Origin of the sequence: Stenotrophomonas sp., assembly GCF_032066555.1 — a bacterium.
Lineage (GTDB): Bacteria > Pseudomonadota > Gammaproteobacteria > Xanthomonadales > Xanthomonadaceae > Stenotrophomonas.
Window position 1 is genome coordinate 63,277 of record NZ_DAMBKV010000003.1, and the last position, 15,430, is coordinate 78,706.

Below are 15,430 nucleotides of genomic sequence, written 5' to 3' on the forward strand. Positions count from 1 at the left end.
GTCACGGGCCGGTTACAGCCCCTTCGCCGCCTGTGCCACCGCACGGAACAGCGCGCGGCCCTTGTTCATGGTTTCCTGCCATTCGGCATCGGGATCGGAGTCATAGACCACGCCGCCGCCGGCCTGCACGTACAGGTAGCCGTCCTGGATCACCGCGGTGCGAATGGCGATGGCGGTATCGGCATCGCCGTTCCAGCCGATGTAGCCGACCGCGCCCGAATAGACATTGCGCTTGACCGGCTCCAGCTCGCGGATGATCTCCAGCGCGCGGATCTTCGGCGCGCCGCTGACGGTGCCTGCCGGGAAGGTCGCGCGCATCACGTCGCTATAGCTCAGGCCGGCCTTCAAGGTGCCGGTGACTTCGCTGACGATATGCATGACGTGGCTGTAGCGCTCGATCACGAACTGCTCGCCGACCTTGACCGTGCCCGGTTCGGCGACGCGGCCGACATCGTTGCGCCCCAGATCGATCAGCATCACGTGCTCGGCGCGCTCCTTGGGATCGGCCAGCAGCTCGACTTCCAAGGCCTTGTCCAGCTCAGGTGTGGCACCGCGCGGACGGGTGCCAGCGATCGGGCGCACGGTGACGATGCCATCGCGCAGGCGCGCCAGGATTTCCGGCGAGGAGCCGACCACCTGGGTGCCCCCAACATCGATGAAATACATGTAGGGCGAGGGATTCAACGCACGCAGCGCGCGGTAGACATCAATCGGCCGAGCGCGGAACGGCACGCGCAGGCGCTGGCTGGGCACCACCTGGAAGATGTCGCCAGCGCGCACGTATTCCTGCGCCTTGCGCACCACCGCGTGGTATTCCTCGCGGGTAAACGAGGACTGGAAATCCTGCTCGTCGATGGCATCGGACACCTGCGACTGCGGGTAACCGGCACCGCCCTGGCGCAGGCGGTGCGCCAGCTCGTCCAGACGACGGTTCGCGCGCGCCCAGGCCTGCGGCTGCGCCGGGTCGGCGTGCACGATCAGGTACAGGCGGCCCTTGAGGTTGTCGAATACCGCCAGCTCTTCGGACAGCATCAACAGGATGTCGGGCGTGCCCAGCTCATCAGGCTTTTCGCCCGCGCCCAGGTGCGGCTCGATGTACTGGATGCACTCGAAACCGAACCAGCCAACCAGGCCACCGGTGAAGCCCGGCAGGCCGTCCAGCTGCGGCACCGAATACTGCTTGCGCAGCACTTCCACCTCGGCCAGCGGGTCGGCCACCTCGCGACGCTCGACGACTTCGCCCAGCTCGCTGACCTCCAGCGTATGCCCGCGGAAGCTGTAGATGCGGCGTGCCGGCAGGCCGATGATGGAATAACGCCCGAAGCGTTCGCCGCCTTCGACCGATTCGAACAGATAGGTATAGGGGCCGTCGGCGAGCTTCAAATAGACCGAAAGCGGCGTGTCCAGGTCGGACAGCACTTCGCGGACGACGGGTACGAAATTATGCGGGTGTGCGCTGTGGCCTTCAGCGGCCAGCTGCTGGAACTGCTCTTGCGTGATCAAGACGGCTTTCCTTCCGGGAATCGACGGTGGCGGTACGGACGACGGCAACGGGCCACCATCGCCACCAGCGGCGAGCGGAAGAAAGGGAACGCTTGGTCGTCAGAATGGGCACCGGGCCACTCTACCGCAAGATTGGCGCCCGGTGTGCATCCGCAGCATGGGGATTTGCTTGCAGCGGCAACGATTCAGCTGCCCAGCAGGGCTGTTGCGGCCGGCAGATGCATGCGTACCCGCCCGGCCACGCACTGGATATGGAAGCGTCGGGCCTGCAGCGGTTCACCGTCCAGATTCAGGGTCAGCGGCTGCTCGGCCTCGATCCACAGCTCGCGCAGCCGTGCACGTTCAGCCACCTGCTCCAGCGCCGCATGCTTGCCTTCGCTGAACAAGGTGCCGAGGGTGGTCATCAGTTCGCCGGACAGCTCCGGAATGATGCTCAGGTCCAGCAACCCGTCATCCAACAGCGCATCGGGGCATAGCTGCTGGCCTCCTCCAGCCTGGCGGCCATTGCCGATACCAAGTGCGATGAAACCGCCCTGCCATTCGAAATCCTCGCCACGGATGCGTGCCTGGATCGGCTCGATCCGCCCCAGCTTGCCGATCCCGGTGATCACGTAAGCCAGGCCACCGAGCATCTTCTTCAGGCCCTCATGGGTTTCCACCGTCACTTCGGTGCCAAAGCCGCCGCTGGCCAGGTTGGCACACCAGTGCACCTTGCCATCACCCTCGACACGCAGCAGGTCGATGGCACGCGCCGGCGTATGTGCTGGCAGCTGCAATGCCGGCAACGGTTCGAGCGGAATGCCGGCAGCGGTGGCGAAGTCGTTGGCGGTGCCCAATGGCAGCAAGGCCAAGGCCGGCAATCGCGAGGCATCCTGCCCCGTGTGCGCCAGCGCCTCGGCGACTTCGCTCAAGGTGCCGTCGCCGCCGCCTGCAATCAGCAGCTGCGCCTGCGCGGCGATGGCTTCGCGCACATAGCGTTCGGCGTCACCGGCTTCCCAGGTCACCCGCACCTGCAGACCCTGCCCTTTTTCCCGCATCTGCGCCACTGCATCGCGCACGGCATCGTCGCCAGCGGATTTGCCATTGAGGATCAGGTACCAGGGCGCTGCTTGCATGCGGATCTCCAGGGAAGGCGCGCAGCCTAGCAAGGGGATTGCTGCAGGCGGGTGAATGTCACTGTGTTGTCACAGCGCATCCGGAGAATGAAAGGCCATAGCAAGGACGATGGATGGAGGCAGGATCAGCCTCCGATGATTCCCCGGCCGCAACGGCAACGTTGCGGCTTTTTTTTCGCTTCACCGGTAGAGCCGAGCCATGCTCGGCTGGGGCATTACCGGGGAATTCCAAAGATCACAGGTGAAGCCTTTGCCGAGCATGGCTCGGCACTACCTTGGCATTGTCGGTGAAGCCTCTGCCGAGCATGGCTCGGCACTACCCTGGCATTGTCGGTGAGGCCTCTGCCGAGCATGGCTCGGCACTACCTTGGCATTGTCGGTGAAGCCCCTGCCGAGCATGGCTCGGCACTACGGTTCAGCCGCCTTTGGCGAATTTCTGCAACGCTTCACCCTGCAGGCGGTAGACCGTCCACTCGTCCTGCGCTACTGCACCGGCAGCCTTGTAGAAATCGATGGCCGGGGTGTTCCAGTCCAGCACCGACCATTCGAAGCGGCCGCAGCCCTGTTCCACCGCCAGCCTGGCGATGTGCTGCAGCAGGGCCTTGCCGGCCCCGCTGCCGCGCGCATCGGGGCTTACGTACAGGTCTTCCAGATAGATGCCGTTGCGACCCAACCAGGTCGAGTAGTTGTAGAAGAACACCGCGTAACCGATGGCCTGACCACCGCGTTCGCAGATCAGGGCCTGTGCCTTGGCATCGGCAGCAAACAGGCTGGCACGAATGCCCGCCTCATCGGTCTGCACCGAGGATTCCGCTTTCTCGTAAATGGCCAGCTCGCGGATGAAGTGCAGGATCAGGCCTGCGTCATCGGCGATGGCCGGACGGATCTGCACTTCAGCCGCGCTCATCACTCAGCCTCGCGCCGCAGCAACATTGCCGCGCATCTTGCTGATCATCTCGGCGTAGTTGGGCGCGTTGAAAATGGCCGAACCCGCTACGAAGGCATCGGCACCGGCAGCGGCGATCTCACCGATATTGTCCGCCTTCACGCCACCGTCCACTTCCAATAGCACCGGCTTGCCGAGCTTGTCGATCATCGCGCGCACTGCGCGCAGCTTGTCCAGCGTCGACGGGATGAAGGCCTGACCACCGAAGCCCGGGTTGACCGACATCAGCAGCACCAGGTCCAGGTCTTCCAACACCCAGTCCAGCACTTCGACCGGCGTTGCCGGGTTCAGCACCAGACCGGCCTTGCAGCCATGCGACTTGATCAGCTGGATGGTGCGGTGGACGTGGCGGCTGGCTTCCGGGTGGAAGCTGATGATGCTGGCACCGGCCTCGGCGAAGTCCGGCACGATGCGGTCCACCGGCTCCACCATCAGGTGCACGTCGATGGGCGCGGTGACGCCATGCTTGCGCAGCGCCTGGCAGACCATCGGACCGATGGTCAGGTTGGGCACGTAATGGTTGTCCATCACGTCGAAATGGACCCAGTCGGCGCCGGCGGCCAACACGTTGTCGACCTCCTCGCCGAGCTTGGCGAAATTGGCCGAGAGAATGGACGGGGCGATGATGCAGTTGGACATGACGGAGCCTTTCAGCGCTTGCGCAGGGTTTTGATGCGGTCGTAGGCGGCGTTGATCTGCCGGGCCTTCTTCTCGGCCTGGGCGCGCAGCTCGGGGGCGGCGCCGGCCACTTTGTCGGGGTGGTACTGGGACATCAGGCGGCGGTAGGCCAGGTCGATCTCGGCGTCGGTGGCGTCGCGGGGGACCCCCAGTTCACGGTACGGCAGGTCCTTGCCCAGCTTGAACCAGTCGCTATCGAAGGCATGCCCCAGCAACAGGCCAATTATCCCGCCAAACAAGGGGTTGGGCCTGAAAAGCAGGGCCCCGGCAATGAAACCGAACAGTTTTCCGTACCAGCGCATGGGTGGGCGAATGGCCTGAGGACAATCAAGACGTGCATTTTATGCCACAGCGGCCCAATCCCGCCGTACACTAGGCCGCCCGCCGACCAGCCGCGGGCCCTGCGGGTCCTCCAGACCCGGGTCCTCCACGCCGGCGGCATTCATTGCCAAGTCCCAGGAGTGCCCGTGCCGACCACGCTGTTGCAATCCGATCTTCCCGGCCTGCCCTTGCGCCATCGCGGCAAGGTGCGTGATGTGTTTGATATCCCGCGCGAACGTCTGCCAGCCGGAACACCCCCGGGCGAATACCTGTTGATGGTTGCCACCGACCGCCTGTCGGCATTCGACGTGGTGCTGCCCGACCCGATCCCGGGCAAGGGCGAGATGCTGTGCCAGGTGTCCAACTTCTGGTTCGCCAAGACCGCGCACCTGATGCCCAACCACCTGACCGGCATCGACGTGGCCAGCGTGCTGCCCGAAGGCGTGGACCCGGCGCTGTACGCCAAGCGTGCGGTGGTGACCAAGAAGCTCAAGCCGGTACCGGTGGAAGCCATTGCCCGCGGCTACGTGATCGGCAGCGGCTGGAAGGACTACCAGCGCACCGGCAAGATCAGCGGCATCGCCCTGCCCGACGGCCTGCAGCAGGCCGAAAAGCTGCCCGAGGCCATCTTCACCCCGTCGACCAAGGCGGCAGTGGGCGACCACGACGAGAACATCGACTTCGACGCGATGGTCAAGGCGGTTGGCGCCGACATGGCCGAGAAGGTGCGTGACGCGACCCTGCGCATCTACAAGTTCGCCGCCGAATACGCGGCCGAGCGCGGCATCCTGCTGGCCGACACCAAGTTCGAGTTCGGTACCGATGCCGATGGCCGTCTGTACATCATGGACGAGATGCTGACCCCGGACTCCTCGCGTTACTGGCCGGCCGACGAATACCAGGTGGGCATCAGCCCGCCCAGCTACGACAAGCAGTTCGTGCGCGACTATCTGGAAACGCTGGACTGGGACAAGACCGCGCCGGGCCCCGCCCTGCCGGCCGAGGTGATCGAACGCACCCGCGCCAAGTACGCCGAAGCGCTGGAAAAGCTGGCCGGCATCAGCGTCGACTGATTCCTGCAGTACCGGTCACGGATGCGCACGGCCACCGTGCGCATCCGTAGGGAAGCCGCGCTATGCTCTGCCAGTCAACCCGGGAGGGAACGTGGAATGAGTATTGCGCGACCGGTGGATCGTTATTTCGCCAGCTACTCCGGCGATCACGTCAACCACACCAACCAGGCCATCCACGTCATCGCGGTGCCCGCGATCCTGTGGTCAGTCATCGCCCTGCTGTGGTGCATCCCGCCGCTCGTGCCGTGGTTCCAGCATGGCATCTGGGCGGCGTTCGCCATGTTTGGCACCTGGGCCTATTACAACCGGCTGTCGCGCCCGCTGGGCATCGGCATGCTGATCATCTTCTTCGTGTTCGGCTGCATCTGCCGGCTGCTGGAAGACCGGCTCGGCATCCAGACGCTGCTGTACATCGCCATCGGTGTGTTCGTGGTGGCATGGATAGCGCAGTTCATCGGCCACAAGATCGAAGGCCGCCGGCCGAGTTTCCTCACCGACCTGACCTACCTGCTGATCGGCCCGATCTGGGTGCTGGCCAAGCTGTTCCGGCAGTTCGGCTGGCGTTACTGAGTGCGGCGGATACATCCGCCGCGCTGTCTCATTCCTGACCCGGCACCCGGGAACACGCATCCCTGCGATCAGGCTATGCCTGTGCTGATTCCGGCGTCGCAATGAACATCGCCGCCTCGGCCACGAAGGCGCACGGCGCATAGCCGAAATCGCGGCGTGCCGGTTCGATATCGAATGCCAGCGGCTCGGTCATCCGCGCCAGCGCGGCGGCATTCATGCCCTGCAGGCGCCCGCCGGCATGCGCAAGCCGCAAGGCCAGCTTGAACAGCGGTGTGGGCAGGCGCAGCAGACGCGGCCGCGAGGGCAGACAGGCCAGCGTCCGCCGCACCATCTCGGCATAGCCCAGCACTTCGCCACCGCCCAAGGCATAGGCCTGCCCTGAAGTGGATGGATGCGGCAGTACCTGCATTGCCGCGTCAGCCAGATCCTGCACATGCACCGGCTGGCGCAGGCCATTGGCATTGGCGGGCAATGCAAAGAAACCGGTACGCGTGGCCAGCGCCGCGATCTTGGTGAGGGTCTTGTCGCTGGCGGCACCGTAGACCAGGGTTGGCCGCAGCACCGTCGCCGCCACGTTCCGCGCTGCGGCGCTGTCAAACAGCAGGCGTTCGGCTTCGCGCAGACGCCGCGCGACATCGCGCTCGGCCGGCTCGGACGAGTCCTGTTTCACGTCCACGCTGGTCGAGCCAAATGCCACCACACGCGGTGCAGCAATGGCCGAGGCGGCATACCAACGCGCGAAGTGATCCAGCGGGCCGCAGCTGAAAACCGCGTCCACGGGTTGATCTGCCAGATTCGTGCTGGACAGATCGCCGAGCTGCCACGCCACCCCGGGCATGGGCTCACGCGCCTGCCGGGTCACCGCTGTTACCTGCCAGCCCGCCGCAACCAGGTTCGCCAACAGACGCTTGCCGATCTGACCACTGCCGCCAAATACCAGCGCGCGGCGTTGGTCCGCGACACTGCGAATATCGTTCTCCATGCGATGAAGGATAGGCGAAGCACCCCCGATTCCGCAGCCATCAACGGGATTGAGCGCCGCGCTGTGGGAATTGCGGGAGCGGCGGCTGTGGGAGCGGCGTGAGCCGCGAAGCGGGTGTTGCTGAAACCCTTGGCATCTTGTGCCATCTGATCTTGTGCCATCTGATGATGTGCCAGCTTCGCGGCTCACGCCGCTCCTACAAAATGCCGGACTACGCGCCACCAAGGTAGCCCGGTTGGCGCAGCGCATCCGGGCTACCGATGTTGCTGAAGCCCTTGGCATCTGCGCAACCTGATGATCCACCGGCTTCGCGGCTCACGCCGCTCCTACAAACGGCCAGGCGGCTGCACCGCATCGGATGGCGCCCAGACAACCCGACGCGACGCACCGCTTTCACGTTTTCGGGCCGGAGCCACTGGCAGCACTGGCTCCGGCTATCTAACCCGAACGGATCATTCAGAAAAAGTCGCGGATCGAAAAAATCGCCTGTTAGACTGCAAAACCCCTTTCTGAACCGCGCCCTACATGACGCCAGTCCTGTTGCTGCTGCTTGCGCTGCCCTTTCTGCTGGCAGCGGCCATCGCCCTGATTGGCCGCCTGTCACGTGGCGCAGCCGCATGCCTGGCGGGCGCGGCACCAGTACTGGGCCTGGCCCTGCTCGGCAGCGTCACCCCCGCCGTGCTCGATGGCGAGATCGTCCGCAACAGCTGGCAGTGGCTGCCGCAGATAGGCCTGGACTTCAGCCTGCGCCTGGATGGCCTGGCGTGGATGTTCACCGGGCTGGTGCTCGGCATCGGCGCGCTGGTGGTGCTGTATGCGCACTATTACCTGTCGGCACAGGACAGCGCGCGCCGCTTCTACAGCTACCTGCTGCTGTTCATGGGCGCGATGCTGGGCATGGTGCTGGCCGGCAACCTGCTGTTGCTGATGGTGTTCTGGGAACTGACCAGCATCAGCTCGTTCCTGCTGATCGGCTTCTGGTCGCACCGCAAGGACGCCCGCGAGGGCGCGCGCATGGCCTTGATCGTCACCGGCGGTGGCGGCCTGGCGCTGCTGGCCGGCGTGCTGCTGATCGGCCGCATCGTCGGCAGCTTCGACCTGGACGTGGTGCTGGCCTCGGGCGAGCTGATCCGCAGCAGCGCCTTGTACCCGTGGGCACTGCTGCTGGTGCTGGCCGGCATCTTCACCAAGAGCGCGCAGTTCCCGTTCCACTTCTGGCTACCGCAGGCGATGGCCGCGCCGACCCCGGTGTCGGCCTACCTGCACTCGGCAACGATGGTGAAGGCCGGCGTGTTCCTGCTGGCGCGCCTGCACCCGGCGCTGGCCGGCAGCGAGCTGTTCTTCTATGTGGTCAGTGGCATTGGTGCGCTCACCCTGTTGATCGGCGCCTGGAATGCGATCTTCCAGCATGATCTCAAAGGCCTGCTGGCCTATTCGACGATCTCGCACCTGGGCCTGATCACCCTGCTGTTCGGCCTGTCCACGCCGATGGCGGTGGTGGCCGGCGTATTCCACATCCTCAACCACGCCACCTTCAAGGCCTCGCTGTTCATGGCCGCCGGCATCATCGACCACGAGACCGGCACCCGCGACATGCGCCGCCTCGGCGGCCTGCGCCGCTTGATGCCGATCACCAGCGCACTGGCCATCGTCGCCTCGCTGGCGATGGCCGGCATCCCGCTGCTCAACGGCTTCCTGTCCAAGGAAATGCTGTTCGCCGAGGCCCTGGCCACCCAGGGCCCGGACTGGATGCGTTCGGCGATCAGCGTCGCCGCGCTGCTGGCCGGCGTCCTCGGCGTGGCCTATAGCCTGCGCTTCGTCCATGACACTTTCTTCGGCAAGGGCCCGGTCGACATCGACGTGGTGCCGCATGAGCCGCCGCGCTGGATGAAGGTGCCGGTGGAAGTGCTGGTGGTGATCTGCCTGGCCGTCGGCATCGCCCCGGCGCTGACCATCGCGCCGGTGCTGCACACCGCCGCCGCATCCATCCTCGGCGCCTCGATGCCGCAGTACAGCCTGTCGGTCTGGCATGGCTTCAACCTGCCATTGGTGATGAGCGCGATTGGCGTGGTGGGCGGTATTGCCCTGTATTTCGGCCTGCGTCGCTTCACCGACCTGTATGCCGCGCGCAACCGCCCCACCGGCAAACACCTGTTCCATCGCGGTTTGGACGCCTTGTTCGGCTTCGCCCACGCCGTCACCGCCGCACTGGCCAATGGCAGCCTGCAGCGCATGCTGTTCGCGCTGGTACTGGTGGCCGTGATCGTTGCCGCCGCGCCTTACATCGCCAATCCGGTGATGCCGGTGTGGCCGGCCCCGCAGTCCATGCCCTTGCTGGGCTGGACACTGTGGCTGGTGATGCTGGCCTGCGCGTTTGCCGGACTGTTCCTGTACCAGCAACGCTTGCTGGCGGTGATCGTGATGGGCGGCACCGGCCTGATGGTGGCGCTGACCTTCGTGTTCCTGTCGGCCCCCGACCTGGCCCTGACCCAGCTGATGGTGGAGATGGTGACGCTGGCGCTGATGCTGCTGGGCATGAACTACCTGCCCGCACAGTCGCCGCCGGAGCACGCACGCTGGCGCAAGCGTCGTGATGCGCTGATCGCCATCATCGCCGGCGGCGGCATCGCCGCGCTGGCCTACTCGCTGATGACCTTGCCGCCCAACACCATGGCCGGGGAGATGCTGCTGCGTTCGCTGCCCGAGGCTTATGGTCACAACGTGGTCAACGTGATCCTGGTCGACTTCCGCGGCTTCGATACCTTTGGCGAAATCACCGTGTTCGGCATCGCCGCACTGGTGGTGCACGCCATGCTGCGGCGTACGCGGATGGCACCGGAGCAGATCATGCCGGGGCCGCCGATCAAGCTGCCGGTGCCGGCCGACCTGGCCCAGATCATGTTCCCGCTGACATTGACGGTATCGATCTTCCTGTTCCTGCGCGGCCACAACGCGCCGGGCGGTGGCTTCGTCGCCGGCCTGGTGCTGGCGGTGCCGCTGCTGATCCAGTACGTGATCCAGGGCACGGTGTCGGTGGAGTCGCGCTTCGGCTTCGACTACATCCGCTGCATCGGCCTGGGCCTGTTGATCGCCCTGCTCAGCGGCGCGGCGTCGATGCTGTTCGGCGTGCCGTTCCTGACCAGTGGTCACCTGGACCTGCACCTGCCGCTGGTCGGCGAGGTGCCATTGGCCAGCGCCATTGGCTTTGATACTGGCGTCTACCTGGTGGTGTTTGGCGGGGTGATGCTGATCCTGTCGATGATGGGCACCATCAAGCCCTCGCGCACCCGCAATGCCCGCAACGGCGAAATCGATATCCACCGCCGTTCGGCACGCACCGGGGAGATGCACTGATGGAACTGGCACTGGCAAGCGCCATCGGCGTACTGGCCGGCATCGGCATCTACCTGCTGCTGCGTGCGCGCAGCTTCGATGTGATCCTGGGCATGACCTTCCTGTCCTACGCCACCAACCTGCTGATCTTCAGCGCGGGGCGGCCAGTCACCGGCAAGGCGCCGGTGCTCAAGGACGGCGTGGCCACCAGCCTGGTGCATTACACCGACCCGTTGCCGCAGGCGCTGGTGCTGACTGCGATCGTGATTGCCTTCGCGATGACCGCGGTAAGCATCGTGCTGGCGATGCGCAGCCGCAGCGACAACCACAGCGACCATGTGGACGCGCATGAACCCGAGCTGCCGGCAGCCGATGCCGCCAAGGCGGAGGGCGGCGCATGAACCACCTGGTGATCCTGCCGATCCTGATCCCGCTGTTGGGCGCCGCGCTGTCGCTGTTCATCGAGCACCGCCGCTATGGCCCCAAGGTGCAGCGCACGGTGGCCTGGGCCAGCATGGCCGCGCTGGCGGTGGCGGTGGCGCTGTTGATCGTACAGACCAGCCAGGGCCAGATCTCGGCCTACCTGCTCGGCGACTGGCCGGCACGGTTGGGCATCGCGCTGGTCGCCGACGGCCTGGCCGGCTGGATGCTGGGCACCACCCTGCTTCTGGCCATCGCCTGCCTGCTGTACGCCTGCACCGGCTGGGACCGGCGCGCACCGCACTTCCATGCGCTGTTCCAGTTCCAGCTGGTTGGCCTCAACGGTGCCTTCCTGACCGGCGACATCTTCAACCTCTTCGTCTTCTTCGAGGTGATGCTGATCGCCTCCTACGGCCTGCTGCTGTCCGGCGGGCGTGGCCTGCGCATGCGCATCGGCCTGCACTACGTGGTGTTCAACGTCACCGCCTCGACCCTGTTCCTGATCGCGCTGGGCATGCTCTACGCCACCCTGGGCTCGCTCAACATGGCCGAGATCGGCCAGCGCATCGCCGAGCTGCCGCCCTCGCACCTGAAGCTGGCCAAGGCCGCGCTGGGCCTGCTGTTGCTGGTGTTCTGCTCCAAGGCCGCGCTGCTGCCGATGTACCTGTGGCTGCCTGAGTCCTATGCGCGTGCGCCGGCCGCAGTTGCCGCACTGTTCGTGATCATGACCAAGGTCGGCCTGTATTCGGTGCTGCGGGTGAGCTCGCTGTGGTTCGATGCCGATGCAGGGGCGATGAGCGGCTACGGCAGCGATTGGCTGTTGTGGGCCGGCATCGCGACCCTGGTGGTTGGCGCGCTGGGCGCGCTGGCGGCCACCCGCATGAGTGTGCTGGTGGCCTACCTGGTGGTGGTATCGGCGGCGACGCTGTTCATCGCCTTCGCGCTGGGCAATGCCGGTACGATCTCGGCCGGCCTGTATTACCTGCCGCACAGCACCTTCGCCGCCGCCGCGCTGTTCCTGATCGCCGACCTGATGCGCCGCCGTCGCCAGCAGGCCGACCGCCGCCGCGAGCATGAACTCACCGTACTGCCGGGCAAGACCGTACCGGGCCTGTTGTTCCTGTTCGGCGCGGTGGCCGTTGCCGGCCTGCCGCCGCTGGCCGGCTTCCTGGCCAAGGCCGCGCTGCTCTCGGCCGTACCCGATGCGCATACCGCGGTGGTCTGGAGCGCGGTGCTGGGCAGCAGCCTGCTGGTGATCATGGGCCTGGCACGTACCGGCATCCGCCTGTTCTGGCACGTGCCCGGTGACGATGACAGTGCCCCTCCACCGGAGCCGGACGAAGCCCCGGCACGCCCCTTCGAAACCGCCGCCACCTGCCTGCTGCTCGGCTATGTGGTGCTGATGACGGTGTTCGCCGGGCCGCTGATGCGCCAGACCGACGCCATCGCCGCACAACTGCTGGCGCCGGATCAGTATCTGCAGGACGTGCGCGGCACCACGCCGCAGGTGAGGCAGCCATGAGCGAGCGTCGCCCCCTGCTGCGCCGGATCTTCCCCTCGCCGGCCCTGTCGATCACCGTCGTCGCCTTCTGGCTGGTGATGTCCGACAGCTTCGACCTTGGCCAGTTGGTGCTGGGCACGCTGCTGGGCATCGTGATCCCGCTGTTCGCCGCGCGCCTGGACCGCGAGTTCGCCCGCCTCGGCTCACTGCGGCCCATCCCCAAGCTGCTGGCGGTGGTGCTGTGGGACATCCTGGTGTCCAACCTGCGCGTGGCCGCGCAGGTGCTGGGCCCGGAGCACAAGCTCAAGCCCGGTTTCATCTGGGTGCCGCTGGACATCGCCAACATCCACGGCATCGCCGCGCTGACCAGCTTCATCACCCTGACTCCGGGCACGGTGTCGGCAGCCCTGTCCGAGGACCGCCGCCACCTGCTGGTGCACGTGCTGCACCTTGAGGACCCCACCGCCCTGATCAACGAGATCAAGAGCCGCTACGAAGCGCCGCTGATGGAGATCTTCCCGTGAACGGTTACCAGATATTCGAAACCACCCTGGTGGTGTGCATGCACATCGTCGGTATCGCCATGCTGCTGGCGCTGTGGCGGCTGCTGCGCGGCCCGACCGTGCCGGATCGCATCCTGGCACTGGACACCTTGTCGGTCACCGCCATCGCCGAGCTGATGCTGTTCGGCATGTACCTGGACTCGGCCATCTACTTCGAGGCCGCATTGATCATCGCCATGCTGGGCTTCTGCAGCACCGTGGTGCTGAGCAAGTTCGTGCTGCGCAGGGATATCGTCGAATGATCACCTTTCTGCAGATCGCGCTGTCGGCGCTGCTGGCCTTTGGCTGCTTCTTCATCCTGGTCGGTGCACTCGGCCTGGTGCGCTTCTCCGATTTCTTCAAACGCCTGCACGCACCGACCAAGGCCAGCACGCTGGGCGTGGGTTGCGTCTTGGTGTGCTCGGTGGCGTACCACATCTTCCTCGGCCAGGACCCGCAGCCACGCGAGCTGCTGATCACCGTGTTCCTGTTCATCACTGCCCCGATCAGCGCCCACCTGATGGCCAAGGCCGCGCTGTCGCTGATGATGGAAAGCCGGCCGGAGCCGCCGAAGGAATAGTGCCGGGCACAAGCTCCACCGGTAGTGCCGAGCCATGCTCGGCATGAGGCCTGCCCGGCAACGCCCTGTAGTGCCGAGCCATGCTCGGCTGGAGCCTTACCGGGAAATCCACTGCCGAGCATGGCTCGGCACTACAGATGCAGCGTCAGTGCAGCAACGCCAGTTCCAGGCCGACCCACGCCAGGAACGCGACGAACAGCACCGCGCCTTCGCCGCGGCTGATCTTCAGGTCGCCGCGCAGCATCGGGTACAGCATCAGCACGAACACGATCGCTGCCGGCAGCTCCAGGCGCACGAACGAGGCCGGCAACGGCATCGGCCGCAACGCCGCCATGCCGCCGATCACCACCAGCACATTGAACAGGCTGGAACCGATCACGTGACCTACGACCATGTCGCCCTGGCCGCGTCGTGCAGCGGCAATGGCCGCGGCGACTTCCGGCAAGGCAGTACCGATGGCCACCGGCAACAAACCGGCCAGCAACGGCGACATGCCCCAGCCCGCACCAATCACCGGCGCTGCCTGCACCACGAAACGCGCGCCGTAATACAGCACCACCGCCGCGATGACCACGCGGATCAGGTTCAAGCCCAGCACGGTACGAGTGGTGGCGTAGTCGGCGATGCTTTCCTGCAATGCCACGGGCTCATGCCGCGCCCGCTTCAGCAGGAAGACCAACACCCCGACAAAGCCCAGCAGCAACACGATGCCTTCAATGCGGCTGATCGCGCCATCCAGCCCGAACACGATCAGGGCCAACGTCGCCACGGCCAGCAATACCAGCAAGGGCGACAGCACACGCGTACGCACCATCAGCGGGAAGGCCAGCGCGGCCAGGCCCAGGGTCAGGCCGACATTGACGATATTGCTGCCGACCGCATTACCCAGCGCCAGCTCCTGTGCACCCACCGCAAAGGCACGCGCATTGACCACCAGCTCCGGCAACGAGGTACCGAAGGCCACCAGCAGCAGACCCGCGACGAAGGGCGAGGCACCGAAGCGCTGGGCCAGGCCGGAGGCCGCCTTGACGATGGAATCACCGCCCAGGGCCAACAGCACCAGCCCCAGGACAAACCATGCGATCGCTTCGAACATTGCGCCTCCCTCCCCTGCAGTGATGACGGCGGTGCCGGGAGCATACCCGCGCTACCGCCTATGGCCGCAGCAGGGTATCAGCCACAGCCTTCCACGTAATCCACCTGCGGCGGTAGGCCCACGCGCCACGTCGTGGCCTTGCCGTCGGCGCCCAGCTCGAACACCAGTGCGCCCTGGCTGCCATCCGTTGCCGGCACCCGCAGCACCTTGCCGCCTTCCACGTACTTGTGCGGCTGCAGCGGCTCGGCCTGCGGGTAAAGCGCCTGCAACTGGGCCAGGTCCATGCCGATCCTGCCACCACCCGGTGCCGCGGTATCGCCACCACGCACGTCGTAACGGAGAAACCTGCCGCCCTCCACCATGAAGAACGGCCCACCCTCGCTGTGCGCCGCCGGCGACAGGTAGTAGCAGGCGCCATCGGCCGCCGCGTCGCCCTGCAAGTCGGAGCCCCAGACCGTGCGCAGCTGCTCGACATCGATCCCAAGCTGGGCTGCGCCATACCCCTGCCAGTCGGCATCGCTGCCTGTCGCCGGCGCGGTGCTGACGGCATCTGCCGCCTGCGCCTGCGCCTGCGCCGGCGTCGCGGCGGCGGCAGGCGCTACCGGCTCGGCAGGCGGCGGACGCTCGCAGGCCACCAGCAGCACGGCGAACAGTGACATCGGCACGGCAAAACGATTCATGCGACAGCTCCGGACAGGTCCCTGGCCGAGTCTAGCCGCAAGCAGGGGCGGCCCGCGCGAAGACAGGCTTGTCATCGGGGTTTCACCTGA

General features: G+C 66.0%; 15 protein-coding genes and 1 pseudogene. 8 read left to right on the forward strand and 8 right to left on the reverse strand.

The features are described from left to right. Window positions 1-12 precede the first annotated feature (12 nt). From trpE to RT131_RS05235, 5 genes are all read right to left on the reverse strand, one after another. Entirely contained in the window at window positions 13-1,503 is a 1,491-nt protein-coding gene (gene trpE, locus RT131_RS05215) for an anthranilate synthase component I (protein WP_312370843.1), read from the reverse strand. A gap of 185 nt (window positions 1,504-1,688) precedes the next feature. Beyond that, on the reverse strand, window positions 1,689-2,618 hold the full coding sequence (yegS, locus tag RT131_RS05220) for a lipid kinase YegS (RefSeq protein ID WP_313170888.1): 930 nt from the start codon (window positions 2,616-2,618) through the stop codon (window positions 1,689-1,691). 415 nt (window positions 2,619-3,033) lie between these two features. Further along, the gene (locus RT131_RS05225) at window positions 3,034-3,525 is read right to left on the reverse strand and encodes a GNAT family N-acetyltransferase (protein ID WP_313170890.1); all 492 of its coding nucleotides are present in this window, start codon (window positions 3,523-3,525) and stop codon (window positions 3,034-3,036) included. A 3-nt stretch (window positions 3,526-3,528) separates the two neighbouring features. Further along, window positions 3,529-4,203: a ribulose-phosphate 3-epimerase gene (gene rpe, locus RT131_RS05230; RefSeq protein ID WP_303748644.1), complete on the reverse strand. Its 675-nt coding sequence runs from the start codon at window positions 4,201-4,203 to the stop codon at window positions 3,529-3,531. 11 nt (window positions 4,204-4,214) lie between these two features. Next, window positions 4,215-4,544 (reverse strand): DnaJ domain-containing protein, encoded by a 330-nt coding sequence (locus RT131_RS05235; RefSeq protein ID WP_312370834.1) that lies wholly within the window; start codon window positions 4,542-4,544, stop codon window positions 4,215-4,217. Between the two features lie 165 nt (window positions 4,545-4,709). Between RT131_RS05235 and RT131_RS05240 the strand changes: the two genes are divergently transcribed. Continuing rightward, a complete protein-coding gene (locus RT131_RS05240) occupies window positions 4,710-5,636 on the forward strand; it encodes a phosphoribosylaminoimidazolesuccinocarboxamide synthase (protein WP_313170893.1) in 927 nt (308 codons plus the stop codon). Window positions 5,637-5,732: 96 nt separating this feature from the next. After that, window positions 5,733-6,206, forward strand: a complete 474-nt coding sequence (locus RT131_RS05245) for an Mpo1-like protein (RefSeq protein WP_313170894.1) — start codon at window positions 5,733-5,735, stop codon at window positions 6,204-6,206. Between the two features lie 73 nt (window positions 6,207-6,279). On the opposite strand, the gene RT131_RS05250 is transcribed toward RT131_RS05245, so the two are convergent. Next, on the reverse strand, window positions 6,280-7,188 hold the full coding sequence (locus tag RT131_RS05250; RefSeq protein WP_313170896.1) for an NAD-dependent epimerase/dehydratase family protein: 909 nt from the start codon (window positions 7,186-7,188) through the stop codon (window positions 6,280-6,282). A gap of 525 nt (window positions 7,189-7,713) precedes the next feature. On the opposite strand from RT131_RS05250, the gene RT131_RS05255 reads away from it, so the two are divergent. The 6 genes and pseudogenes from RT131_RS05255 to RT131_RS05280 form a co-directional block, all read left to right on the forward strand. After that, window positions 7,714-10,542, forward strand: coding sequence for a monovalent cation/H+ antiporter subunit A (locus tag RT131_RS05255; protein WP_313170898.1), 2,829 nt, complete (start codon window positions 7,714-7,716; stop codon window positions 10,540-10,542). Continuing rightward, window positions 10,542-10,922 (forward strand): Na+/H+ antiporter subunit C, encoded by a 381-nt coding sequence (locus RT131_RS05260; RefSeq protein ID WP_313170900.1) that lies wholly within the window; start codon window positions 10,542-10,544, stop codon window positions 10,920-10,922. The genes RT131_RS05255 and RT131_RS05260 overlap by 1 nt, the downstream gene beginning before the upstream one ends. After that, window positions 10,919-12,463 carry a monovalent cation/H+ antiporter subunit D gene (locus RT131_RS05265; RefSeq protein WP_313170901.1) on the forward strand — a complete coding sequence of 515 codons (1,545 nt, stop codon included), beginning with the start codon at window positions 10,919-10,921 and terminating at the stop codon, window positions 12,461-12,463. Before RT131_RS05260 ends, RT131_RS05265 begins: the two co-directional genes overlap by 4 nt. Further along, window positions 12,460-12,966, forward strand: coding sequence for a Na+/H+ antiporter subunit E (locus RT131_RS05270; RefSeq protein ID WP_313170903.1), 507 nt, complete (start codon window positions 12,460-12,462; stop codon window positions 12,964-12,966). Before RT131_RS05265 ends, RT131_RS05270 begins: the two co-directional genes overlap by 4 nt. Window positions 12,967-13,004: 38 nt before the next feature. Beyond that, window positions 13,005-13,247: a K+/H+ antiporter subunit F gene (locus RT131_RS05275; RefSeq protein ID WP_313171338.1), complete on the forward strand. Its 243-nt coding sequence runs from the start codon at window positions 13,005-13,007 to the stop codon at window positions 13,245-13,247. Further along, a pseudogene (locus RT131_RS05280) lies at window positions 13,244-13,546 on the forward strand (Na+/H+ antiporter subunit G); the annotation flags it as partial. The gene RT131_RS05275 and the pseudogene RT131_RS05280, both read left to right, overlap by 4 nt. A gap of 163 nt (window positions 13,547-13,709) precedes the next feature. Here the strand turns inward: RT131_RS05280 and RT131_RS05285 are convergent. Beyond that, window positions 13,710-14,660 carry a calcium/sodium antiporter gene (locus tag RT131_RS05285; RefSeq protein WP_313170905.1) on the reverse strand — a complete coding sequence of 317 codons (951 nt, stop codon included), beginning with the start codon at window positions 14,658-14,660 and terminating at the stop codon, window positions 13,710-13,712. 77 nt (window positions 14,661-14,737) lie between these two features. After that, window positions 14,738-15,340: a lectin gene (locus tag RT131_RS05290; protein ID WP_313170907.1), complete on the reverse strand. Its 603-nt coding sequence runs from the start codon at window positions 15,338-15,340 to the stop codon at window positions 14,738-14,740. Window positions 15,341-15,430 lie beyond the last annotated feature (90 nt).